The organism is Streptomyces platensis, from assembly GCF_008704855.1.
GTDB lineage: Bacteria > Actinomycetota > Actinomycetes > Streptomycetales > Streptomycetaceae > Streptomyces > Streptomyces platensis.
Genome location: NZ_CP023691.1, coordinates 6,078,860 through 6,100,642 on the forward strand (window position 1 = coordinate 6,078,860; position 21,783 = coordinate 6,100,642).

Annotated in this window: 21 protein-coding genes and 2 riboswitches; of the genes, 11 read left to right on the forward strand and 10 right to left on the reverse strand. The window is 72.4% G+C overall.

The window, feature by feature from the left end; genetic code table 11:
- Positions 1-2: 2 nt before the first annotated feature.
- From CP981_RS27050 to CP981_RS27080, 7 genes are all read left to right on the forward strand, one after another.
- Positions 3-1,319 carry a L,D-transpeptidase gene (locus CP981_RS27050; protein ID WP_085922993.1) on the forward strand — a complete coding sequence of 439 codons (1,317 nt, stop codon included), beginning with the start codon at positions 3-5 and terminating at the stop codon, positions 1,317-1,319.
- Between the two features lie 176 nt (positions 1,320-1,495).
- A complete protein-coding gene (locus tag CP981_RS27055) occupies positions 1,496-2,734 on the forward strand; it encodes a L,D-transpeptidase (RefSeq protein WP_244329800.1) in 1,239 nt (412 codons plus the stop codon).
- An 83-nt stretch (positions 2,735-2,817) separates the two neighbouring features.
- The gene (locus CP981_RS27060) at positions 2,818-3,585 is read left to right on the forward strand and encodes an enoyl-CoA hydratase/isomerase family protein (protein ID WP_026169224.1); all 768 of its coding nucleotides are present in this window, start codon (positions 2,818-2,820) and stop codon (positions 3,583-3,585) included.
- A gap of 264 nt (positions 3,586-3,849) precedes the next feature.
- A complete protein-coding gene (locus CP981_RS27065) occupies positions 3,850-4,389 on the forward strand; it encodes an ATP-binding protein (protein WP_085922994.1) in 540 nt (179 codons plus the stop codon).
- A gap of 133 nt (positions 4,390-4,522) precedes the next feature.
- Positions 4,523-5,002 carry a hypothetical protein gene (locus CP981_RS27070; RefSeq protein WP_143658822.1) on the forward strand — a complete coding sequence of 160 codons (480 nt, stop codon included), beginning with the start codon at positions 4,523-4,525 and terminating at the stop codon, positions 5,000-5,002.
- Between the two features lie 57 nt (positions 5,003-5,059).
- Positions 5,060-5,842, forward strand: coding sequence for a DsbA family protein (locus CP981_RS27075; protein WP_085922996.1), 783 nt, complete (start codon positions 5,060-5,062; stop codon positions 5,840-5,842).
- Positions 5,839-6,678 (forward strand): cytochrome c biogenesis CcdA family protein, encoded by an 840-nt coding sequence (locus CP981_RS27080; RefSeq protein WP_085922997.1) that lies wholly within the window; start codon positions 5,839-5,841, stop codon positions 6,676-6,678. Before CP981_RS27075 ends, CP981_RS27080 begins: the two co-directional genes overlap by 4 nt.
- A gap of 50 nt (positions 6,679-6,728) precedes the next feature.
- Here CP981_RS27080 and dgt read toward each other — a convergent pair whose 3' ends face one another.
- The 5 genes from dgt to CP981_RS27110 form a co-directional block, all read right to left on the reverse strand.
- Positions 6,729-8,054, reverse strand: a complete 1,326-nt coding sequence (gene dgt, locus CP981_RS27085) for a dGTP triphosphohydrolase (protein ID WP_244329801.1) — start codon at positions 8,052-8,054, stop codon at positions 6,729-6,731.
- Between the two features lie 60 nt (positions 8,055-8,114).
- A complete protein-coding gene (locus CP981_RS27090) occupies positions 8,115-8,468 on the reverse strand; it encodes a hypothetical protein (RefSeq protein ID WP_085922999.1) in 354 nt (117 codons plus the stop codon).
- A gap of 400 nt (positions 8,469-8,868) precedes the next feature.
- On the reverse strand, positions 8,869-9,699 hold the full coding sequence (gene nadE / locus CP981_RS27100) for an ammonia-dependent NAD(+) synthetase (RefSeq protein WP_085928271.1): 831 nt from the start codon (positions 9,697-9,699) through the stop codon (positions 8,869-8,871).
- 132 nt (positions 9,700-9,831) lie between these two features.
- Positions 9,832-10,386: a GH25 family lysozyme gene (locus CP981_RS27105; RefSeq protein ID WP_085928270.1), complete on the reverse strand. Its 555-nt coding sequence runs from the start codon at positions 10,384-10,386 to the stop codon at positions 9,832-9,834.
- 293 nt (positions 10,387-10,679) lie between these two features.
- A complete protein-coding gene (locus CP981_RS27110) occupies positions 10,680-11,900 on the reverse strand; it encodes a glycosyltransferase family 4 protein (protein WP_085928269.1) in 1,221 nt (406 codons plus the stop codon).
- 234 nt (positions 11,901-12,134) lie between these two features.
- On the opposite strand from CP981_RS27110, the gene CP981_RS27115 reads away from it, so the two are divergent.
- Positions 12,135-12,953 carry a response regulator transcription factor gene (locus CP981_RS27115; RefSeq protein ID WP_085928268.1) on the forward strand — a complete coding sequence of 273 codons (819 nt, stop codon included), beginning with the start codon at positions 12,135-12,137 and terminating at the stop codon, positions 12,951-12,953.
- A gap of 1 nt (position 12,954) precedes the next feature.
- Entirely contained in the window at positions 12,955-14,511 is a 1,557-nt protein-coding gene (locus tag CP981_RS27120; RefSeq protein ID WP_085928267.1) for a sensor histidine kinase, read from the forward strand.
- Here the strand turns inward: CP981_RS27120 and CP981_RS27125 are convergent.
- Positions 14,508-14,930 carry a BlaI/MecI/CopY family transcriptional regulator gene (locus CP981_RS27125; RefSeq protein WP_085928266.1) on the reverse strand — a complete coding sequence of 141 codons (423 nt, stop codon included), beginning with the start codon at positions 14,928-14,930 and terminating at the stop codon, positions 14,508-14,510. The genes CP981_RS27120 and CP981_RS27125 overlap by 4 nt on opposite strands.
- 284 nt (positions 14,931-15,214) lie before the next feature.
- On the opposite strand from CP981_RS27125, the gene CP981_RS27130 reads away from it, so the two are divergent.
- The gene (locus CP981_RS27130; RefSeq protein ID WP_085928265.1) at positions 15,215-15,952 is read left to right on the forward strand and encodes a phosphatase PAP2 family protein; all 738 of its coding nucleotides are present in this window, start codon (positions 15,215-15,217) and stop codon (positions 15,950-15,952) included.
- 189 nt (positions 15,953-16,141) lie between these two features.
- Positions 16,142-16,441, forward strand: coding sequence for a hypothetical protein (locus tag CP981_RS27135; protein WP_085928264.1), 300 nt, complete (start codon positions 16,142-16,144; stop codon positions 16,439-16,441).
- A 155-nt stretch (positions 16,442-16,596) separates the two neighbouring features.
- On the opposite strand, the gene CP981_RS27140 is transcribed toward CP981_RS27135, so the two are convergent.
- The 4 genes from CP981_RS27140 to gcvT form a co-directional block, all read right to left on the reverse strand.
- A complete protein-coding gene (locus CP981_RS27140) occupies positions 16,597-17,982 on the reverse strand; it encodes an L-serine ammonia-lyase (RefSeq protein ID WP_085928263.1) in 1,386 nt (461 codons plus the stop codon).
- 468 nt (positions 17,983-18,450) lie between these two features.
- Complete coding sequence (gene glyA / locus CP981_RS27145) at positions 18,451-19,710, reverse strand: serine hydroxymethyltransferase (protein WP_085928262.1); 1,260 nt, start codon at positions 19,708-19,710, stop codon at positions 18,451-18,453.
- 126 nt (positions 19,711-19,836) lie between these two features.
- Positions 19,837-20,214 (reverse strand): glycine cleavage system protein GcvH, encoded by a 378-nt coding sequence (gene gcvH / locus CP981_RS27150; RefSeq protein WP_085928261.1) that lies wholly within the window; start codon positions 20,212-20,214, stop codon positions 19,837-19,839.
- A gap of 124 nt (positions 20,215-20,338) precedes the next feature.
- Positions 20,339-21,466 carry a glycine cleavage system aminomethyltransferase GcvT gene (gcvT, locus tag CP981_RS27155; protein WP_085928260.1) on the reverse strand — a complete coding sequence of 376 codons (1,128 nt, stop codon included), beginning with the start codon at positions 21,464-21,466 and terminating at the stop codon, positions 20,339-20,341.
- 33 nt (positions 21,467-21,499) lie between these two features.
- Positions 21,500-21,617, reverse strand: a riboswitch (glycine riboswitch).
- A riboswitch (glycine riboswitch) is annotated at positions 21,618-21,713 on the reverse strand.
- Positions 21,714-21,783 lie beyond the last annotated feature (70 nt).

A 21,783-nucleotide genomic window follows, 5' to 3' on the forward strand; every position in this document is an offset into this window, starting at 1 on the left:
ATATGACCGCCCATCAGCAGGACCGAGCAGGGGACCGAGCGAAGCGCCGCGGTGGCGCCCGGGCGCGGGGCCGGCTGCCGGAAGGGGCGGAACGCCGGACGGCCGGTGGCGCGGCGGTGCGGGCGGCCCGCCGCACCCGTCTCGCCCTCGTCGTCCTGGCCGGGCTCACCGGGGCCGCGGCACTGGCAGGCTGCGGGGACCCGGAGGTCTTCACCGGCGGCAAACCGCCCTCCCCGGAGGGCACGATCACGGTCGTCCCGCACAACGGCGCGCACGGGGTACGGGCCGACGGGCGGTTCGAGGTCCGGGTGCCGGCGGGGCGGCTGGAGCGGGTGGCGGTCAGCCGGACCGGTGACGCCGGCCGGCGGTCCGTCACCGGGCGGATCTCGTCGGACGGCCTGACCTGGCGGCCCGCCCCCGGGCGCCTCCGGCTCGGCGCGAAGTACACCGTCGACGCGGTGGCGCTGGACGGCGCGGGCCACCGCTTCGCCCGCCACACCACCTTCACCACCGCGGCCCCCGTCCACCGCTTCGTCGGCCACTTCTCACCCCAGCGCGATGCCACCGTCGGCACCGGCCTGATCTTCTCGATGGTCTTCAGCCGCCCGATCGCCGACCGCGCGGCCGTCGAACGCGCCGTCCGGGTCAGCGCCCGGCCCGGCGTCGCGATCGCCGCCCACTGGTTCGGCCGCCGGCGGCTGGACTTCCGGCCCCGCGACCGCTGGCGGCCGGGCACCGTGATCACCGTGCAGCTGCGGCTGCGCGGGGTGAAGGCGGGGCCGAACGCCTACGGGACCCAGCGCAGAACCATCCGCTACCGGGTGGGCCGGGACCAGGTCAGCACCATCGACGCCGCCCGGCACACCATGACCGTGCGCCAGGACGGCCGGGTCGTGGCGGTGCTGCCGGTCACCGCGGGCGACGACGAGAACCCCACGTACAACGGGCGGATGGTGATCCTGGAGCGCCATTCGATGACGCGGATGGACGGCGACACCGTCGGCTTCGGCGGCGAGTACGACATCCCGGACGTGCCGCACGCCATGCGCCTCACCAGGTCGGGGACCTTCCTGCACGGCAACTACTGGGCGCCGCCCGAGGTCTTCGGCGGCGTCAACACCAGCCACGGCTGCGTGGGGCTGAAGGACATCAAGGGCGGCGGACCGAACACCCCGGCCGGCTGGTTCTTCGGCCACTCGATCGTCGGCGACACCGTGGAGGTGCACAACTCCCCGGAGCGCACGGTCGCGCCGGACAACGGCCTCGGTGGCTGGAACATGCCGTGGGAGTTGTGGCGGGCGGGATCCGCGCTGCGCTGAACGGGCGCCGGTCCGCCGGGACAAGTCCCCCGCACCACCCCCGCACTTGGGACTGAACAGTGACATTCACGGGGAGTTCACTGTCACGTCGGTGTGGTTATCTAACGGCAAGCGCGCGGCTGTCCGCATCCGCGTGCGGGGGACCGCGGGCCGTGCGAGGGGAAAAGGGGCCAGTCGTGAACGTCCAGCCGAATTCGGGGGTGCCGGCTCGCCGGCGTCGCTGGCCGCACAAGGGCGGCGGCCCGCTTGCCGTCGCGCTCGCCGCCGTACTGCTGCTGGCGACGGGGTGTGGTGGCAGTGACGGTGACGGCGAGAAGGCCGGCAAGGCGGGCGGGGACAAGGACGCCTCGCAGGCCGCCGTGACGATAGCGCCCAAGGACGGCGCGGACGAGGTCGCCACCAGCGGCGCGCTGAAGGTGACCGCCCAGAAGGGCCGGCTCAAGTCCGTCAGGGTCAAGGACGGCAAGGGCAATGAGGTCGACGGGAAGATAGCGGCCGGCGGCGCCGTGTGGAAGCCGAGCGGCCACCTGGGCGCCTCGACGAAGTACACCGTCGACGCCATAGCGGTGGACGGTCAGGGCCGGGAGGCCGCCGAGCACTCCGGCTTCACCACCCTCGTCCCCAAGAACACCTTCATCGGCCAGTACAGCCCCGAGAACGGCCAGCGGGTCGGCGTCGGGATGCCGGTCTCGATCCGCTTCACCCGCGGCATCACGGACCCGAAGGCCGTCGAGGACGCCGTCAAGGTCAGCGCCGAGCCGTCGGTCCCGATCGAGGGCCACTGGTTCGGCAACGACCGGCTCGACTTCCGCCCCGAGAAGTACTGGGCGCCCGGCACCAAGGTCACCCTCAAGCTCGACCTCGACGGTGTCGAGGGCCGGCCCGGTGTCTACGGCACCCAGGCCAAGGAGGTCTCGTTCACCATCGGCCGCAGCCAGGTCAGCACGGTCGACGCCAAGTCGAAGCAGATGACCGTGGTCCGTGACGGGAAGACGGTCAAGACCATCCCGATCACCTCGGGCGCGCCGGGCACCGAGACGTACAACGGCAAGATGGTGATCAGCGAGAAGCACCTCGTGACGCGGATGAACGGGGACACCGTCGGCTTCGGCGGGGAGTACGACATCAAGGACGTGCCGCATGCGATGCGGCTGAGCACGTCCGGCACCTTCATCCACGGCAACTACTGGTCGGGCCGCGCGGCGTTCGGCACCCGCAACGCCAGCCACGGCTGTGTCGGCCTGTTCGACCAGCGCGGCGGCGGTGACGGTTCCACCCCGGCGGCGTGGTTCTTCCGCAACTCCGTCATCGGCGATGTGGTCGTCGTCAAGAACTCGCACGATGAAACGATCCAGCCGGACAACGGCTTCAGCGACTGGAACCTCTCCTGGGAGAAGTGGAAGGCCGCGCAGTAGAACGGCCGGAAGGCGACCGGGCCCGCTGCACTGTGACCGAGTGCACCGGGCCCGGCGTCGTTAACGCGTACTAACCTTCCGGCATGACTGTGAATCTCGAGGTCGCCGACGGCGTCGGCACCATCCGCCTGGACCGTCCGCCGATGAACGCACTGGACATCGCCACCCAGGACCGGCTGCGCGAGCTGGCCGAGGAGGCGACCCGCCGCGACGACGTCCGTGCGGTCGTCATCTGGGGCGGGGAGAAGGTGTTCGCGGCCGGTGCGGACATCAAGGAAATGCAGGTCATGGATCACGCGGCGATGGTCGTGCGGTCCAAGGCGCTCCAGGACTCGTTCACCGCCGTGGCCCGGATCCCCAAGCCGGTGGTCGCCGCGATCACCGGCTATGCGCTGGGTGGCGGCTGCGAGCTGGCGCTCTGTGCCGACATCCGGATCGCGGCCGACAACGCCAAGCTCGGCCAGCCGGAGATCCTGCTGGGGCTCATCCCGGGCGCCGGCGGCACCCAGCGGCTGGCGCGGCTGGTGGGCCCGTCCAAGGCCAAGGACCTGATCTTCACCGGCCGTCAGGTGAAGGCCGACGAGGCGCTCACCCTCGGGCTGGTCGACCGGGTGGTGCCGGCCGCCGAGGTCTACGAGCAGGCGCACGCCTGGGCCGCGCGGCTGGCGGCCGGCCCCGCGCTGGCGCTGCGGGCCGCGAAGGAGTCCGTCGACGCGGGCCTGGAGACCGACATCGACACCGGCCTCACCATTGAACGCAACTGGTTCGCGGGGCTGTTCGCGACCGAGGACCGGGAGACCGGCATGCGCAGCTTCGTCGAGGAAGGTCCGGGCAAGGCCAAGTTCCGCTGAAACAACTGGTGTTGACGGGACATCTGAGGTTTGGCCGGGACGTGATGCCCCTTGTGGGGGAATGATGCACACCTTAATTACGCCTTAAGGCAACCTTGTTGAGGCTTTTCGCCCGCTCTGCGGATGCCGGGTGTTGTCGCAGCTCAGCAGGTGCGACCCGGAACCTTGACTGCCTTTGGCAGATGTCTCGGCGAGGGGATGGAACCGACGATTCCGGACAGCGGATTCCGTCGGTTCCACCCCCGTGACCGTCAAGTAACGGCCATGATGGGGGGCATGGCGGGCCTCGAAGGAATGGAGCAGCCGCGGCCGCGGAGCGAACCGGCCGCCGCAGGATGGGGCATCCCCGGCACGGACCGGGACCAGGCCCCGGCTCCCCGCAGACCGGCGTCCGCGGCACCCGAACCGGCCGGCGATCCGGCCCTCGGTGAGGTCCGGCTCCCCTCCCGCCCCCAGTCCGCGGGTATCGCCCGCCGGCTCACCGCCGCCGTCCTCCTCAAGCAGTGGTTCCTGACGCCCCAGCTCGCCGAGCACGCCGTGCTGCTGGTCTCCGAGCTCGTCGGCAACGCCGTACGGCACACCGGCGCCCGCACCTTCGGGCTGCGGATGCTGCGCCGCCGTGGCTGGATCCGCATCGAGGTACGCGACCCGTCCCGCGGCCTGCCATGTCTCATGCCGGTCCAGGAGATGGACCTCAGCGGCCGCGGTCTCTTCCTCGTCGACACGCTCTCCGAGCGCTGGGGCGTGGATCTGCTGCCCCGCGGCAAGACCACCTGGTTCGAGATGCGGATCGCCGACCGCTGAACGCCGGTTCCCCGGCCCCGGCCCGGCCGGGCGGCCCGCGACAGGCGCCGGGGTCCGGCGGTGCTCCGCTCGCGCGGCGACGATCCGTAGGATGGGTTGTTCATGCTCGCGCGAGGTACAGAGAGGGAGGGACATGCGCCCTGTGCGCCGGTCGGCCGCGCTGACGCTGCTGCTCCTCCTCTCCGTCACCTTCGGGCCGCTGCTGTGCCGGATCGGCGGCGACCAGGCCTGGCTGGCGGGCCGGGCGGCGACGGCCACGGCGGACTGGCGGGCGGGTGACGCGCCGCCCGCGGCCGCCCCGGACACCACCGGCCCGGCGGACGGAACCGCCACCGCGCGACCGGCCACCGCGCACCACGGCCCGCGGCTCGACCCCGCTGCCCCGCTCGCCGTCGCCCACGCGCCCAAGAGGTGCTCGGACCGGCATGCGCCGGGGCCCGACGAGGGCGCCCCGCTGCCCGCACCGCACCGCGGTGAGCCCCTCGCCCCCGCCACCATCGGCCCGGGGCCGCTCGCCGTGGATCTGCCCGTGCAGTGCGCGCTGGCCCGGCCACCGACGGACAGCGCATCCGTCATCGACCACACCGCGCTCCTCCCCGTACTGCGGATATAGGCCGCCGCCCCGACGCACCCGGCCCGAATTCCCCCTCCGTACGTCTGGAGCTTCCGCATGCCCGTTTCCGCCTCTCCCACCCGCAAACTGGCCGCCATCGGCGCGGTCGTGGCCCTCGTCGTCGCCCTGATCGCCATCGCGATCGCCGTCGGCTCGTCCGTCGAGGGCGACCGCGACACCGGCCGCACCGACGCACCCGAGGCCGCCGCCTCCACCGATCCCCAGGAGGACCCCGCGCAGCAGAAGATGTTCGACGACCTCGCCAAGCGGACCAGCCGGCGCGCCGACGGCGACCCGCTGGCCATCGGCAAGAAGGACGCCCCGGTGGTCCTCGTCGAATACGCCGACTACCAGTGCTCGTTCTGCGGCCGCTTCACCCGGGAGACCCAGCCCGGCCTGATCAAGAAGTTCGTCGACAAGGGCACTCTGCGCATCGAATTCCGCAACTTCACCGTCTTCGGCGCGCACTCCGAGCGGGCCGCCCGCGCCTCCTGGGCCGCCGGTCAGCAGGGCAAGTTCTGGCAGCTGCACGACGAGCTGTACGCCAAGACCCGTAAGGGCGCGGCGCTCGCCGAGGACAAGCTCGTCGACATGGCCCGTGAGAGCGGCGTGGACGACCTCGACAAGTTCCGTACCGATCTGAACAGCAAGGAAGCCGAGCGGGCGCTGAAGAAGGATCAGGACGAGGGCTACCAGCTCGGGGTGCAGTCCACGCCGTCCTTCCTGGTCAACGGCCGTCCGGTGGCCGGGGCCCAGCCCCAGGAGGTCTTCGCCCAGGCCATCGAGGAGGCGGCGGCACGGGCGAAGCACGGCACGTCGGCCAAGGGAGCCGGCAAATGACCGACATCGGCTATCTCGCGGCGTTCCTGGGCGGTGCGCTCGCGCTGCTCAGCCCGTGCAGCGCACTGCTGCTGCCGGCGTTCTTCGCGTACTCCCTGTCCACGCCCGGCCGGCTGGTCGCCCGTACCGGCGTGTTCTATCTGGGGCTGGCCACCACACTGGTGCCGCTCGGCGCGGCCAGTACGGCGGCCAGCCGGCTGTTCAACGGCCACCGCGATCTGCTGATCGCCGTCGGCGGCTGGGTCGTCATCGCGATGGGCCTCGCCCAGATCCTCGGCCTGGGCTTCGCCTCCCGGCGCGCCCAGGCCGCCGCCGCGCGGATCACCCCGCGGTCGGCCGTCTCCACCTTCCTGCTCGGCTGTGTCTACGGCCTGGCCGGGTTCTGCGCGGGGCCGATCCTCGGCGCGGTGCTGACGGTGACGGCGGTCAGCGGCTCACCGGTCTACGGCGCCTCCATGCTCGCCGTCTACGCGCTGGGCATGGCGCTGCCGCTGTTCGTACTGGCGCTGCTGTGGGACCGCTGCAAGCTCGGCACCCGGGGCTGGCTGCGGGGCCGTGAATTCACCGTCGGCAGGCTGCGGCTGCACACCACCTCGCTGCTGTCCGGGCTGTTCTTCATCGGTATCGGCGTGCTGTTCCTGCGCTTCAACGGGACCAGTGCGCTGCCCGGCATCCTCGACGCGGACAGTGAATTCCGGGCCGAGGAGTGGGCCACGCGGATCGGCAACGGCGTGCCCGATGCCGTCCTGATCGCGGTCGCCGCGCTGGTCATCGCCGGGGTGCTCGGCCGGTTCGCGCTACGGCCGGAGAAGAAGCAGCGGGACGGTACCGAATAGCCACGCGCGAGCGGGGCCCACCGGGAGACGGTGAGCCCCGCTCCCCGGCCTCACAGCCACACGTTGTCGTTGACCGAGCCCAGGCCCGTGCCGGACAGCCGCCGGTGCAGGGCCAGTGCCTGATCCTCGGTCAGCGAGGCGACATGGTCCGCGGCGGCCCGCAGCCGGTCGCCGTGCAGCGCCAGCTCCTCGGCGCGGTCCGGCGGCAGCAGCTCGGGCGCGTCATGGCTCCAGCGCAGCAGCTCGCTCACCACCCGCCGCTTGCCGTGCTGCTGGGTGGCCAGCGCCGGGCGGTCGATGACGTAGCACCACACCAGCTCCTTGAGCAGATCGCAGGCGGCCCGCCGGTCCGCCGGGATCACCAGCTGCGCCCCGTAGCGGATCGCCGCGGGGCCGCCCACCTCCAGCTCGATGCCCCGGGTGAAGTACGAGATCAGATCCGCGGTGCGGCGATTGACCGCCACCGCGTCCTCATGGCTGCCGCTGTACGGGGCGGGCACCGCCAGCCGCTTGCCGATGTCCTCCATCATCACCAGCGCGGCCGCCCGGTCGAAGTCCTCGCCCGCCCGCGCCCGCTTGGCCTGCACATAGTCCAGGAAGCGGCAGGTCTCCCGCTCGGTGTCGCTGCCCGCGGCGCCGTCCGGCGGGAACAGCGCGGCCAGCGGGATCAGGCCCGTGCGATAGAAGTCCTCGACGTCATGGCAGGCGTAGGTGACATCGTCCGCCCAGTCCATGACCTGTTCCTCGACCGGTACGGCGGTGTCCGTACGGCCGGCCCGCACCCAGGAGAACGCCTCCCGGTCGGCGACGTACACGCCCCACTTCACATGCCGCGCCGGATCCTGGTCGACGGGCGCCCGCTCCCAGGGGTATTTCGTGGCGGCGTCCAGACAGGCGCGGGTCAGATGCAGCCCGCGGTGGCCCGGGTATTTGTGGGCGGCGAGGAAGGTCAGTACCCGCAGGGTCTGCGCATTGCCCTCGAAGCTGTCGAGGACGCCGTCCGCGAAGTGCAGTTCGTCCATCGTGGCGCGCAGCGCCATCTCACCCGCGTGCCCGAAGGGCGGATGCCCGATGTCATGCGCCATGCACGCCGCCTCGACGAGCGCCGGATTCGGCCCGCCGTACTGCCGCTCCAGCCGCTCCGCCATCCGCCGGCCGAGCTGCGCCACCTTCATCGAGTGCGTCAGCCGGGTGTGGTACGCACCCAGCTCTGCACTCGCCACCACCTGGCTCTTGCCGGCCAGCGCCCGCCACTGCGTCGAGTACAGGATCCGGTCGACGTCATGCTCGAACCCGGACCGCTGCCCGTCGTCGGGCACCCGTCGCCGGAGGGAGTGCTGCTCTAGATCCTCATCGCTGTATCTGGCAGGTCGCATGCGCGGATGGTAGTCCTGCCCGCCCACCGGGCCCGTTCCGGGCCCGCACCCCCACCGGTGCTAGGCGCTGAGGCGTCGCCGCCAGCGCGGATGGGGGCGGGCATACGGGCGGGCGTGCGGAGGGTGGGCGTCCGCCCGGCGCCGGCGGTCGTTGCAGAGCAGGCATTTCCCGTAGCCCGGCGGAAGGGGATCTTCCGGGTCGCCGTACAACGGGTCGACCGCACCGTGCGGATGCAGGGCGCAGCCGGTCGGGCCGGTCTCCGCACCCAGCGAACTGGCGGCGGTCAATGCTTGGCGGAGGACATCGACGAGCTGGTCCGCGTCACGCCGGGTGGGCGCGGACTGCATGGCCGAGGCAAGGTCGGAGGCGGTGGTCAGCGCGGTCTGGAGTTCGCGCAGGTTTGCGTAACCCATGCCCCGGAGCGTAGGCGGACCCACTGACAGTTGATCTTCCGATCGCACTTCGCGGCTTCCCATGGCCGCATGCATGCCCGCTCACACCCACGATTTAGCACCGGGATGATGACGGTCCCCTAGCCGGGCCATGACATGACGGGGTGGGGAGGGGCGCGTCAGGGAGGGGCCGGGCGGGACGGGGCGGGCCGGGAGGCAGAGAGCGGGACGGGGAGGCCGGGGGCAGGGCGGGCCGGGCGGGCCGGTGAGGTGCCGCTGCCGCGGCTCTGCTCCCCCCACCCCCGAACCCACCCCCGCCCCCTCCCCCGAAGGGGGAGAGGGGGAGGGGGCGGGGGAGAGCTCCGGGGCCCGCGCGAGCGGGTCTCCGACCCCGCCCCGCCCCGCCCCCGGAAACGTTCCCTCAAGGCGCGATCGGCAGTGCCCGCTTGTGCTCTGTGAGGTGGTAGCGGCGGACGATCGCCTGGGCGGCGGCGTCGTCGACCGGCTTGCCCTCCAGGAAGTCGTCGATCTGGTCGTAGCTCACGCCGAGCGCGTCCTCGTCCGGCTTGCCCGGGTCGAGGGTCTCCAGGTCGGCCGTGGGCACCTTCTGGACCAGCTCCGCCGGGGCGCCCAGTGCCGCCGAGACGGCGCGCACCCGGCGCTTGGTGAGCCCGGTGAGCGGTACGACGTCGGCCGCGCCGTCGCCGAACTTGGTGAAGAAGCCGGAGACCGCCTCGGCCGCGTGGTCGGTGCCGACGACCAGGCCGTCGTGCGCACCGGCGACCGCGTACTGCGCGATCATGCGCTGCCGGGCCTTGATGTTGCCCTGGACGAAGTCCTGGTGGTGGGCGTCGCGGAAGGTGAGCCCGCCGTCCAGCGCGGCCTGGAGCGCCGCATCGCTCGCCGGGCGGATGTCGACGGTCAGCTCCCGGTCGGCGCGGATGAACTCCAGCGCCCGCTGGGCGTCCTTCTCGTCCGCCTGGACGCCGTACGGCAGCCGCATCGCGTAGAACGTCGCCTCGTGCCCGGCGGCGCGGGCCCGCTCGACGGCGAGCTGGCAGAGCCGGCCGGTGGTCGTGGAGTCGACGCCGCCGCTGATGCCCAGGACCAGCGAGCGCAGGCCCGTGGAGGTCAGCCGCTCCGTGAGGAAGGTCACCCGGCGCTCGATTTCCTGCTCGGCGTCGAAGGACGCGGTCACCTGGAGATCCCGGGCGATCTCCTGTTGCAGGGCCTTGGGCGCCGGGTCGGTCACGACTGCTCCTCTGGTTCTCGTGCCGCGTCGTGCGGTGGCGGTGACGCGCTGTTCCTGTGTTCCGTACGCAGCGTTTCTCCGCCGCCCGCGTGCGGTGCCTGGCGACGCGAATCGGCGTGCCGGTAGGAAACCTTATGCCGGGTGCGCCCACTTCTTGAGGGCGGCCTTGCTGGAGAAGTCCGCGACGTCCTTGTCCAGCGGGTCGTCGGTGTACTGGTGGATGCGCCACTTCGCCTTGATCCGCGGGTGCCCGGCGGTGACGTAGTCGGCGATCCACAGGCCGTCGGCCGCGTAGGACGTGCTGTCGTGGTTGAGCCAGAAGTCGCGGTTGCAGTAGAGCATCACCCGGTGGGTGGGCCGCAGCTTTTTCACCTCGCGCAGGAACTGGTCCTTCTGCGCATTGCTCGCATAGGTGCCCTCGCCGGTGCGTTCCCAGTCGCAGGCCAGAATGTCGCCCTGGACCGAGGCGCACTTCTTCACGAAGTATTCCGCCTGGGCGGCGATATTTCCCGGCCACAGAAAGTGGTAGAAACCGACCACGCAGCCCGCTTTACGGGCCTTTGACGCCTGCGCCGACTGGTGCGGATTGATGTAGGAGCGGCCTTCTGTGGCCTTGACGAAAACGAAGTCCAGCCCTGCGGTGGAATACGAGGTGTTGTAGGAGCTGACATCGACACCATGCAGCATGAGCGGCCTCCTGCCCTCGGACCTGCGGATTCGAAGCGTCAACTGCTCGAAGCGCCAACTGCGTTGCCGTGTTCCGGGCGTTCCGTGATCGGCAATTCGGTGATCCGGTGGTGATCCGGTGCTGTGATCCGGCGATTCTGCGTTCCGTGCGATTCCGTTTCGTTTCCAGCAGTTCAGCATGTTCGCTACCGGGGACGCCAGACAAGAGGCGGGAAGTTCCTTGTGCCGAAGTCAAGTTGAGGCCGGACCGGTCCCGCCGACCGGTCCGGCCCCGCCGTCCGTGGGCGGTCGATTCAGCGCCGCAGGGCGCGTCGCAGCAGCCGTCGTGCGCGGGCGCGGATCCGCGCCATGGCGCGCTGCCGGGCCCGCCGTGCGCGCGTGGACCGCAGTTCCCCGAAGAGGAGTTGATAGCGCTCGGCGATCGGCTCCGGGTCGTAGCGGTGCGAGCTCTCCCGCGCGTTCCCGGCCATCGTGCGGCGGCGCTCAGGGTCCTCGATGAGGGTGAGCAGGGCATCGGTCAGCGCCGGGCCGTCGCCGCGCGGCACCAGCAGCCCGTTCGTGCCGTCGTGAATGATCTCGGCCGGGCCCAGGGGGCAGTCGGTGCTGACGACGGGCACCCCGCAGCGCATCGCCTCGACGAGGGTCATGCCGAACGACTCGGCGTCCGAGGCCGAGGCGACGATCGACGCCTTGGCGAACTCCGCCTCGATCGGTGAGCGCGGCCCGGTCAGCTCCGCCTGCCCGCCCAGCCCGAGCCCGTCGATCAGCCCCTGGAGCTGCGCCCGCTCGGCGCCGCCGCCGTGTATCCGCAGCCGCCAGTCGGGGTGCTTGGCGGCGACCCCCGAGAACGCCTCTATCAGCAGGTCGAAGCGCTTACCGCGGACCAGCCGCCCGGCCGCCGCGATCACCTTCGAGGTGCCGTCCGACGGCGGACCGGCCGGCGCGGGCACGATGTTGGGCACCGCCAGCACCCGTACGCCGGGCAGCGGCATCCGTGCGCGGTAGACGGCGGCGTCCGCCTCGGTGGTGGTGACCACGGCGTCCAGCGTCCGGTAGTGGCGGGCGAGTTCGGCGCGCAGCCGCTTGCTGTGCGCGTCGTGCCGGAGGTGTTCCTGGGCGATCCGCAGTGCCCGGCGGGGGCCGAACCGGGCCAGGTAGACGTTGATGCCGGGCCGGGTGCCGATCAGTACGTCCGCGTCGGTGGTCCGCAGCAGCTCCGCGGCGCGGACATCGACCAGCCGGCTGTACTGGTGGTGCCGCTTCTCGGCGAGCGGGAAGTCCTGCGCGGGCTCACCGAACAGCGGGTCCGCCATGTCCTCGCTGCCGACCCGGGTGTCCACCAGCGGGATCAGCCGCACCCGGGGGTCCACCGTGAACCGCGGGACCTCGCGGTGCCGCAGCATCGAGACGATCTCGACGTCGTGCCGGTCGGCGAGCGCGGCGGCGAGGTTGAGGGTGGTGCGGACCGTGCCGCCGATGGCATAGGCGTTGTGCAGCAGGAGGGTGATCTTCATGCGGTGTGGTGTCTTCCCCGAGGTGTGCCGAATCATTCCGACCGGCCGGTACCTGCGCGGCGGGGCGCCGCGACCGGCCCGTCCGGCACGGGGCCACCGTGTCGCCACGGGGTAAGCCGAGGGCGTGGCCCGGGTGAGAGCCCGGTAAGAACCAGGGGTGAGATCCGGGTAAGAAAGCCGCCGCCCCACCGGCCACCTGTCTTCGCACCGCCGGGCCCTTGGCAGACTTGCCGGGTGACCCATTCCGTACTGCTCGCCGAGGACGACCGCCCCATCCGGACCGCGCTGGAGCGTGCCCTGACCCTGGAGGGATACCAGGTCACCGCCGTCGCCGACGGCATCCAGGCGCTGGCCGCCGCGCACCGCGAGCGGCCGGACGTGATCCTGCTGGACGTGATGATGCCGGGGATCGACGGGCTCCAGGTGTGCCAGGTGCTGCGGGCCGAGCAGGACCGCACCCCGATCCTGATGCTGACCGCCCGGGTCGACACCGCGGACCGGATCGCCGGTCTGGACGCCGGGGCGGACGACTATGTGGTCAAGCCGTTCGAGGTCGAGGAGGTCTTCGCCCGGCTGCGGGCGCTGCTGCGGCGGACGACGGCGGGCGGGGCCGGGGCGGCCGGGGCGTCCGGGGCGGAGGACGGCGGCGCGCCCCACGCCGCGGGGACCGGTCCGGACGCCGCCGAGGAGCCCGGCGAGACGGGCGGGGGCGCGGAAACGGGCGGGGCGTACGACGCCAGGGTGGCGGACAGCGGTGTCGTCGAGGCCGCGGATCTGCGGATCGACGGCCCTTCGCGCCGGGCCTGGCGCGGCGATCGGGAGCTGGAGCTGACCCGGACCGAGTTCGAGCTGCTGGAGCTGCTGGCCCGCAACGCCGGGATCGTGCTGGACCATTCGACGATCTACGACCGGATCTGGGGCTACGACTTCGGGCCGGGCTCGAAGAACCTCGCGGTGTACGTGGGCTACCTGCGCCGCAAGGTCGACGTCCCGGGCAGCCGCCCGCTGATCCACACGGTGCGTGGCGTCGGTTACGTCCTGCGGGAGGACTGAGATGCCCGGACCCTCCGACCGTGCCGGGAGCGGCACCCGCGCCGGCCGCCGCCGGCTGTGGGTCCGGCTGTGCGCCCGGCTGCGGTCCTGGCGGCGCGGCGGATCGGCGGCCTGGGTACGCACCCGCAGGCCCGCCAGTCTGCGCACCGCCTTCGCGGTGGCGTTCGCCGCCGGGGCCGCGGCGGTGACCGTTCTCGTCGGGTTCCTCAGCTACGACGCGGCGGCCCGGCTGGTACGGGTCGATGAGAAGTCGGTGTTCTCGCAGGTCGTACGGGACCTGCGCACCCAGGTCCGGGAGAAGCCGTTCTGGCCCGCCGACTACGCGACCGCCGACCCCGACCACGACGGGCCGCGCGACGACCTCACCCGGCCCAGCCGTACCGAGGTGCAGATCCTGGGCGCCGGCGGCCAGATCGTGGAGCGGGGGCGCCCGGCGCTGCCGGCCGGTGCCGCGGAGCGCCGGATCGCCGGCGACGACCGGGCGGGCCTGCACGCGGAGCGGGAGGCGGACATCGGCGACGAGGAGTACCACGTCGCGACCGTCGCGCTCGGCGGCGGCCGCGGGGCGGTCCAGGTCGCCCAGAAGTTCAGCGAGACCGAGGATCTGCTCTCCGCGCTCCAGCAGCGCACCGCCCTGCTGGCCGCCGCGGTCATCGCGCTGGCCGGTGCGGGCGGCTGGTGGCTGGCGCGCCGGATCACCGGCCGGCTGGTGCGGCTGACCGCGGTCGCCGAGAGCGTGGCGGAGCACGGCCGGCTGGACGTCCCGGTCCCGGTGGCCGGGCGCGACGAGGTCGCCCGGCTCGGCCGGGCCTTCGACGACATGCTCGGCCGGCTGGCCAGCGCCGTCCAGGACCAGCAGCGCCTCGTCCAGGACGCCGGCCATGAGCTGCGCACCCCGCTGACCTCGCTCCGTACGAACATCTCGCTGCTGAAACGGTTCGAGGAACTGCCGTCGGACGCCCGCGACGAGCTGCTGGCCGATCTGGCGGGCGAGGCCCGGGAACTCAGCGATCTGGTCAATGAGCTGGTGGACCTGGCCGCCGGGCAGCGGGACGACGACCCGCTCGCCGAGGTGGGGCTGGCCGAGGTCGCGGAGAAGGCGGCCGCCTCGGCCCGCCGCCGCACCGGCCGCGAGATCACCGTACGGAGCGTGCGCCCGGCGGTGGTCGAGGGCCGGCCCGCCGCGCTGCACCGTGCGCTCACCAACCTGCTGGAGAACGCCGCCAAGTTCGACGCGGGCGGCACGGCGCCGATCGAGGTCGTGGTCACGGGCGCCCGGGTCGAGGTCCTCGACCGCGGCCCCGGGATCGAGGACGCCGATCTCACCCGGGTCTTCGACCGCTTCTACCGCGCCGCGGCCGCCCGTGGCCTGCCCGGCTCCGGCCTCGGCCTCGCCATCGTCCGCGAGATCGCCACCGCCCACGGCGGCCACGCCTTCGCCACCCACCGCCCGGGCGGCGGCGCCACCCTGGGCTTCACGGTCGGCACCGGGACGGGGACGGGGAGCGGTGCGGGCTCCGGCGGCGGAGCACATACGGAGACCGGGCCGGGGTCCTAGGCCCCCGGACCGTCCCCCACACCGGGCTGCGGCCCCCCGCGCACACCGTCCCCCGCCGCTCCGAGCAGATTCCGCAGCAACTCCTCGTCCTCGCGGGTCAGTTGGGAGACGAAGCGGGCGAGCGCGGTGCCGCGGTCGTGCTGCTTGTCGAGCTCATGGCGCATCCGCCGGGCGGTCAGCCCCGCGGAGTCCTGTATGGGCGAGTACGCGAAGCCGCGGCCGGCCCGGGAGCGGGACACCGCCCCCTTGTCGTGCAGCCGGGTGAGGATCGTGGTGACGGTGGTGCGCGCGAGCCGCCCGCCCAGGGCGCTCTGCACCGCGGCGGCGCTCAGTGGGCCCTCGGCCGCCCACAGTGCCGCGAGCACGCTCGCCTCCAGCTCACCGGCCGGGCGCCGCCGCACAGGTGATGTCTCCGCCATGGCACGCCCTCCACCTGTTCGTCGTCTACAGTGCCGTAGACCGTCTATGTGACGGTAGTCGGTCGGGCCGGTCGCACGGCAGGCCCGCAACCCATTATCAAAGGGGCCGCCGACATGGCCGTAGCCGCCGCCTTTCCGCAGGTGAGAAGGCTTGCCCAGGCCGTGAACGAGTGCGATGCCGACTCCCTGCCCAGACAGTCCGGAACGCGCGGCATCGCCGTCGCCCCGTGCGCCAGGACCGGCCTCCGGGCCACCCGGCCGCCGCACCCCCCGGAGGCCGCGCGGTGACCGCCTCGGGACCGGAACCGGGACACGAACGGCGACCGGAACCAGGCCCGGCGGCGGAGGAGCCACGGCCGGAGCCGGCGCCGGTCCCGCGCCGCGATACCGCCGCCCTCCGCACCGTCGCCGGGACCTGCGCGGCGCTCTTCGCCGCCACGGCCGTGACCGTGTCCGTACGGCACGGGGCTCCGCTCGCCGCCGAACAGGCCGCCGTCCGCTGGTCCATCGCGCACCGCGGGGAGCCCGCGCACTCCATGGCCGGGGCGCTGACCGCCACCGGCAGTGGCGCCGTCCCGTATCTGATGGCGGTGCTCGCCGGTCTGCTGGCCGGTCGGCGGGCGCGCGGCCGGATGCGCGCGGTGTGCTGTGCCGTCGTCGTCCTCGCCGTCGGCCAGGCGATCCGTTACGGCCTGATGGAGCTGCTCGCCCGCCCCCGCCCGCCGGTCGCCGACTGGACCGGTTCCGCCTCCGGATACGCGTTCCCCTCCGGCCACGCCACCACCTCGGCGCTGGCGGCCGGAATCCTGGCCTGGGGCATCGCCCGGCGCGCCCGCCCCGCCGTGGCCCGCACCTGGTGCGTGGTGCTCGCCCTGTGGGCAGCCGGAGTCGGCCTCACCCGTGTCTACCTGGGCGTTCACTGGCCCGGCGATGTCCTTGGCGGCTGGTTCCTGGCGGCCGGACTGCTCGCCCTCGCGCTGCTTCTGGAGCCGTTCGCCCTCCGCCGGCCGGACCGCTCCTGACCGGGCCGGTCCGCGACCCCCGGGGCACCCATTCCCATGAATAGCTGACGATCGGACCAGGTCTTCCCCAAGGCGGCATGGACGTGTCCCGCGCCGAGCAGCACTGTCCTGGGCGCCGGGACGGCGAAGCGATTCCGCCACGGCGCCGCTCACGGCACGTACCACCGCACCACCAGGGGGAACGCACCGATGAACCAGCCACTCGACACCCCGCCGCCGTGGCGCACCACCGGGGCGCACACCGCGTCCCACGGGCGCTGTCCGGCCGCCGCCGCCAAGGACCCCACACCGTGCGAGGGACCACGGGACGCGGCCACCATCGTCGACCGCCACGGCCGGGAGTCCGCCGGCTGTGTCCACCACTGCGCCCGCCTGCTGGCCGGCCTCGAAGGTGCCCGGGTCCACCCCTTCGTCCCCGCGCCCCAGGCCCTGGACATCTACTCCAGGGCCCGCGAACTTCCGCCCTTCGCCTGGGAGATCGGCAGATAGACCCGGGGGCGCCGCCCTGGCCGCATCCGGCCCCCGGCCGCTTCCGGTCAGGTCCTACGCCTCGGGGCGCCGTATCCACATGGGCACGGCGCCCCGATCCGAGTGCCGGGCCGGGGCGCGGTCATCGACGACGCGCGGCCGGGCCCGGCACCCCCTCAGCACTCGATGATGTTGACGGCCAGCCCGCCCCGCGCCGTCTCCTTGTACTTGACGCTCATGTCGGCGCCGGTGTCCTTCATGGTCTTGATGACCTTGTCGAGGGACACGTGGTGGCGGCCGTCGCCGCGCAGCGCCATCCGGGCGGCGGTGACGGCCTTGACGGCGGCCATGCCGTTGCGCTCGATGCACGGGATCTGGACGAGGCCGCCGACGGGGTCGCAGGTCAGGCCGAGGTTGTGCTCCATGCCGATCTCGGCGGCGTTCTCGACCTGCTCGGGGGACCCGCCCAGGACCTCGGCGAGACCGCCGGCGGCCATCGAGCAGGCCGAGCCGACCTCGCCCTGGCAGCCGACCTCGGCGCCGGAGATGGAGGCGTTCTCCTTGAAGAGCATGCCGATGGCGCCGGCCGCGAGCAGGAAGCGGACGACGCCGTCCTCGTCCGCGCCGGGCACGAAGTTGATGTAGTAGTGCAGGACGGCGGGGATGATGCCGGCCGCACCGTTGGTGGGGGCGGTCACCACCCGGCCGCCGGCCGCGTTCTCCTCGTTCACGGCCATCGCGTAGAGCGTGGTCCACTCCATCGCGCGGGCGGTGGCGTCGCCTTCGGAGCGCAGCTGGCGGGCGGAGTGGGCGGCGCGGCGGCGGACCTTCAGCCCGCCGGGCAGGATGCCCTCGCGGCTCGTCCCGCGGGTCACACAGGCCTGCATGACCTGCCAGATCTCCAGCAGCCCGGCGCGGATCTCGTCCTCGGTGCGCCAGGCCTTCTCGTTCTCCAGCATGAGCGCGGAGATCGACAGGCCGGTGTCCTGGGCCAGCCGCAGCAGCTCGTCGCCGGTGCGGAAGGGGTGGGTCAGGACGGTGTCGTCGGGCACGATCGGGTTCTCGCCGGCGACGGCGTCCTCGTCGACGACGAAGCCGCCGCCCACCGAGTAGTACGTCTTCTCCAGCAGGGGGGCGTTCGCGGCGTCGTAGGCGAAGAGCGTCATGCCGTTCGCGTGGTACGGCAGCGCGCGGCGGCGGTGCAGGATCAGCTCGGCCGATTCATCGAAGTCGATCTCGTGGGCGCTGCCTATTTCGGCGCCCAGCAGCCGCAGCCGCTTGGAGGTGCGGATGCGCTCGACCTCGGCGTCGGCGGATTCGACATCGACGGTGCGGGGGGAGTGGCCTTCGAGGCCGAGGAGGACGGCCTTGGGGGTGCCGTGGCCGTGGCCGGTGGCGCCGAGCGAGCCGAAGAGCTCGGCGCGGACGCGGACCGTCTGGGAGAGCAGGCCGTCCTTCTTGAGGCGTCCGGCGAACATCCGGGCGGCGCGCATCGGGCCGACGGTGTGGGAGCTGGAGGGGCCGATGCCGATGGAGAAGAGGTCGAAGACGGAGATGGCCACGGGGGCGGACTCCCTTGTCTGCTCGTGGTGGACGGGTGGAGCAATGGGGCAGGAGGGGGGTGTTTCTGCGCCGTTTGTCGAGCGTAACGCGGACGCGGCGCAGCGCCGTCGGACGGAAACCCTCGGGCGTCCGTCGTCAGCGGTAACAGTTGGTGTCGGGGTGGATACGGAACCGGAAGGCGGCCGTCCGGGGGCCGGGCGGTCGAGGGCCCGGTGGCCAGGTGGGCGGGGCCCGGCGTCCGGATCCGGGTGCGGGCCGGGGCCCGGTGGACCGGTCCTGTGGCGGGGCTGTCGCCGTCCGCCGTGCCGGTGCCGTGTGCCGCAGGTCTCACCGGAGCCGCCGGGACCTGCGGGAGGGGGAGGAGCGGGCCGGCGGCCGTGAGCCCGGGGCGGTCGGCCCCGGGCTCACGCTCCGTGGCCCGTCGCCCGCCGGATGGCGGCGGGCGGGGGTTCAGCGGAGGTGACGCGTCACAGCGACGGGTAGAGCGGGAACTTGCCCGCGAGCGCGGTGACCCGGGCCTTGAGGGCGTCGGCGTCGTAGCCGGGCTTGAGGGCCTCGGCGATGATGTCGGCGACCTCGCGGAAGTCCTCGGCCTGGAAGCCGCGGGTGGCCAGGGCCGGGGTGCCGATGCGCAGGCCGGAGGTGACCATCGGCGGGCGGGGGTCGTTCGGGATGGCATTGCGGTTGACCGTGATGCCGACCTCGTGGAGGAGGTCCTCGGCCTGCTGGCCGTCCAGCTCGGAGTCGCGCAGGTCGACCAGGACGAGGTGGACATCGGTGCCGCCGGACAGGACCGAGACGCCGTGCTGCTTGACGTCGTCCTGCATCAGGCGCTCGGCCAGGATGCGGGCACCGTCCAGGGTGCGCTGCTGGCGCTCCTTGAAGTCGTCGGAGGCGGCGACCTTGAAGGAGACGGCCTTGGCGGCGATCACGTGCTCCAGCGGACCGCCCTGCTGACCGGGGAAGACCGCGGAGTTGATCTTCTTGGCGAGCTCCTGGGTGGAGAGGATCACACCGCCGCGGGGGCCGCCCAGGGTCTTGTGGGTGGTGGTGGTGACCACGTGGGCGTGCGGCACGGGGGAGGGGTGCAGGCCCGCCGCCACCAGACCGGCGAAGTGCGCCATGTCGACCATGAGGTAGGCGCCGACCTCGTCCGCGATGCGGCGGAAGGCGGCGAAGTCGAGCTGACGCGGGTAGGCGGACCAGCCGGCGACGATCAGCTTGGGGCGGTGCTCCTTGGCGAGGCGCTCGACCTCTTCCATGTCGACCAGGTTGGTCTTCTCGTCGACGTGGTAGGGCACCACGTTGTAGAGCTTGCCGCTGAAGTTGATCTTCATGCCGTGGGTCAGGTGCCCGCCGTGGGCGAGGTTGAGACCCAGGATGGTGTCGCCCGGCTTGATCAGCGCGAACATGGCCGCGGCGTTGGCCTGCGCACCGGAGTGCGGCTGCACGTTGGCGGCCTCGGCACCGAAGAGCGCCTTGATGCGGTCGATGGCGATCTGCTCGACCACGTCGACGTGCTCACAGCCGCCGTAGTAGCGGCGGCCGGGGTAGCCCTCGGCGTACTTGTTGGTGAGGACGGAGCCCTGGGCCTCCATGACGGCGACGGGGGCGAAGTTCTCCGACGCGATCATTTCGAGGGTGGACTGCTGGCGGTGGAGCTCGGCATCGACGGCGGCGGCGACGTCGGGGTCGAGCTCATGGAGGGAGCTGTTGAGAAGCGACATGAGAGTTCCTGGGGAGTCAGGGGCGCGAGGGGCCTCTCCGGACGGGGTCCGGGGGAGCTTCCGCGCGGGCGGTGGCGGTCGGGGCTCCCGTCCGGGCGGGCCCGGGAGCGGGGGAGAGCCGGGGGCTCAGCTCTGGATGAAGGCGGCGTACTCGTCGGCCGAGAGCAGGTCGCCCGGCTCGCCGCTGATCTTCACCTTGAACAGCCAACCGCCCTCGAACGGGGCGGAGTTCACCAGCGAGGGGTCGTTGACGACGTCCTCGTTGATCTCGGCGATCTCACCGTCGACGGGCGAGTAGAGGTCGCTGACCGACTTGGTCGACTCCAGCTCACCGCAGGTCTCGCCCGCCGCGACCGTGGCACCGACCTCGGGGAGCTGCACGTAGACGACGTCGCCGAGCGCGTTGGCCGCGTGCTCGGTGATGCCGACCGTCGAGACGCCGTCCTCGGCGCCCGACAGCCACTCGTGCTCCTTGCTGTAGCGCAGCTGCTGGGGGTTGCTCATGGCTCGATTCTCCTGTACGCGAGGGTGTGATCGTGAAGGGGGGCACCTCCCGGACGAAGTCCGGGGGCACGTCTTGCGCAGTGAGACGCGCGGGCGCGCGCCGCCGCCTGCCGTCGGTGAACGGTTACTTCTGCCGCTTGTAGAACGGCAGCGCGGTGACCTCGTACGGCTCATGGCTTCCACGGATGTCCACGCAGACACCCTCCGTGCCCGCGGTGGCGTAGGCCGCGTCGACATAGGCGATGGCGATCGGCTTGCCGAGCGTGGGGGACGGGGCCCCGGAGGTGACCTCGCCGATGACCGTGCCGTCGGCCGTGACGACCGGGTACCCGGCCCGCGGCACCCGGCGGCCCCGGGCGATCAGCCCGACCAGCTTGCGCGGCGGCCGGGCCTCGGCACGCTCGGCGGCCTCGGCCAGGGCCTCGCGGCCCACGAAGTCCCCGCCGTTGGTGGTCTTCTCGAACTTCACGACCCGGCCCAGACCCGCGTCGAACGGCGTCGTCGCGGTGGTCAGCTCATGCCCGTAGAGCGGCATGCCCGCCTCCAGGCGCAGGGTGTCCCGGCAGGACAGCCCGCAGGGCACCAGCCCGGCGTCCTTGCCCGCCTCGGTCAGCGCCTCCCAGAGGGCGACCGCGTCCGCCGGCCGGACGAACAGCTCGAAGCCGTCCTCACCGGTGTAGCCGGTACGGGCGATCAGCGCCTGCACCCCGGCGACCGTGCCGGGCAGCCCGGCGTAGTACTTGAGACCGTCCAGATCGGCGTCCGTCAGCTTCTTGAGGATGCCGGGGGACTCCGGGCCCTGCACCGCGAGCAGCGCGTAGGCGTCCCGGTCGTCGCGGATCGCGGCGTCGAAGCCGCCCGCTCGCGCGCTCAGCGCGTCCAGCACCACCTGGGCGTTGGAGGCGTTGGCGACGACCATGTACTCCTGGTCGGCGAGGCGGTAGACGATCAGGTCGTCGAGGATGCCGCCCTTGTCCTCACAGATCATGGTGTAGCGGGCGCGGCCCGTCTTCACGCCGCCGATGTTGCCGACCAGCGCGTAGTCGAGCAGGTCGGCGGCCTGCGGCCCGGTGACGGTGATCTCGCCCATGTGGGAGAGGTCGAAGAGGCCGGCGCGGGTACGGACGGCGACATGCTCATCCCGCTCGCTGCTGTAGCGCAGCGGCATGTCCCAGCCGGCGAAGTCGGTCATGGTCGCGCCGAGCCCGCGATGGGTGGCGTCCAGCGCGGTACGGCGGGGGGCATCAGTCATGGTTCCGGGCTCCCAGGCAGGGGTGACAAGACGTTCTCCCCATCTGTCATCGGAACCTGAGAGGTTCACCGGTATCCCGCGAACGGACCCGGTTTGCACCTTGGGTGGAGCCGGCCCGTCAGCCGGGCAGCGGCTCGCTTTTCAGATCTGCCTCGCCCGTGCGGTATAGGGGCCTGAGAGATTCAAGGGAGGACTTGCTCCTTCGGCGCCCCGCCGTGGCGGCCGGGGACTCTCCCGCGCGGGTTCAAGCGGCCGGTATGCAGTTGGCGGTGCACAGGTGAGCTGTGATGTGCACGTGGCGGCCACATCATTGCACG

Bases quoted from the DNA above. Each gene is read 5' to 3' on its own strand.
- CP981_RS27060 (WP_026169224.1), top strand. From the start codon at position 2,818: ATGACTGTGAATCTCGAGGTCGCCGACGGCGTCGGCACCATCCGCCTG.
- CP981_RS27075 (WP_085922996.1), top strand. From the start codon at position 5,060: ATGCCCGTTTCCGCCTCTCCCACCCGCAAACTGGCCGCCATCGGCGCG.
- CP981_RS27065 (WP_085922994.1), top strand. From the start codon at position 3,850: ATGATGGGGGGCATGGCGGGCCTCGAAGGAATGGAGCAGCCGCGGCCG.
- CP981_RS27125 (WP_085928266.1), bottom strand. From the start codon at position 14,930: ATGGCGGAGACATCACCTGTGCGGCGGCGCCCGGCCGGTGAGCTGGAG.
- CP981_RS27080 (WP_085922997.1), top strand. From the start codon at position 5,839: ATGACCGACATCGGCTATCTCGCGGCGTTCCTGGGCGGTGCGCTCGCG.
- CP981_RS27110 (WP_085928269.1), bottom strand. From the start codon at position 11,900: ATGAAGATCACCCTCCTGCTGCACAACGCCTATGCCATCGGCGGCACG.
- CP981_RS27135 (WP_085928264.1), top strand. From the start codon at position 16,142: ATGAACCAGCCACTCGACACCCCGCCGCCGTGGCGCACCACCGGGGCG.
- CP981_RS27070 (WP_143658822.1), top strand. From the start codon at position 4,523: ATGCGCCCTGTGCGCCGGTCGGCCGCGCTGACGCTGCTGCTCCTCCTC.
- dgt (WP_244329801.1), bottom strand. From the start codon at position 8,054: ATGCGACCTGCCAGATACAGCGATGAGGATCTAGAGCAGCACTCCCTC.
- gcvT (WP_085928260.1), bottom strand. From the start codon at position 21,466: ATGACTGATGCCCCCCGCCGTACCGCGCTGGACGCCACCCATCGCGGG.
- CP981_RS27120 (WP_085928267.1), top strand. From the start codon at position 12,955: ATGCCCGGACCCTCCGACCGTGCCGGGAGCGGCACCCGCGCCGGCCGC.
- CP981_RS27105 (WP_085928270.1), bottom strand. From the start codon at position 10,386: ATGCTGCATGGTGTCGATGTCAGCTCCTACAACACCTCGTATTCCACC.
- CP981_RS27050 (WP_085922993.1), top strand. From the start codon at position 3: ATGACCGCCCATCAGCAGGACCGAGCAGGGGACCGAGCGAAGCGCCGC.
- gcvH (WP_085928261.1), bottom strand. From the start codon at position 20,214: ATGAGCAACCCCCAGCAGCTGCGCTACAGCAAGGAGCACGAGTGGCTG.
- CP981_RS27090 (WP_085922999.1), bottom strand. From the start codon at position 8,468: ATGGGTTACGCAAACCTGCGCGAACTCCAGACCGCGCTGACCACCGCC.
- glyA (WP_085928262.1), bottom strand. From the start codon at position 19,710: ATGTCGCTTCTCAACAGCTCCCTCCATGAGCTCGACCCCGACGTCGCC.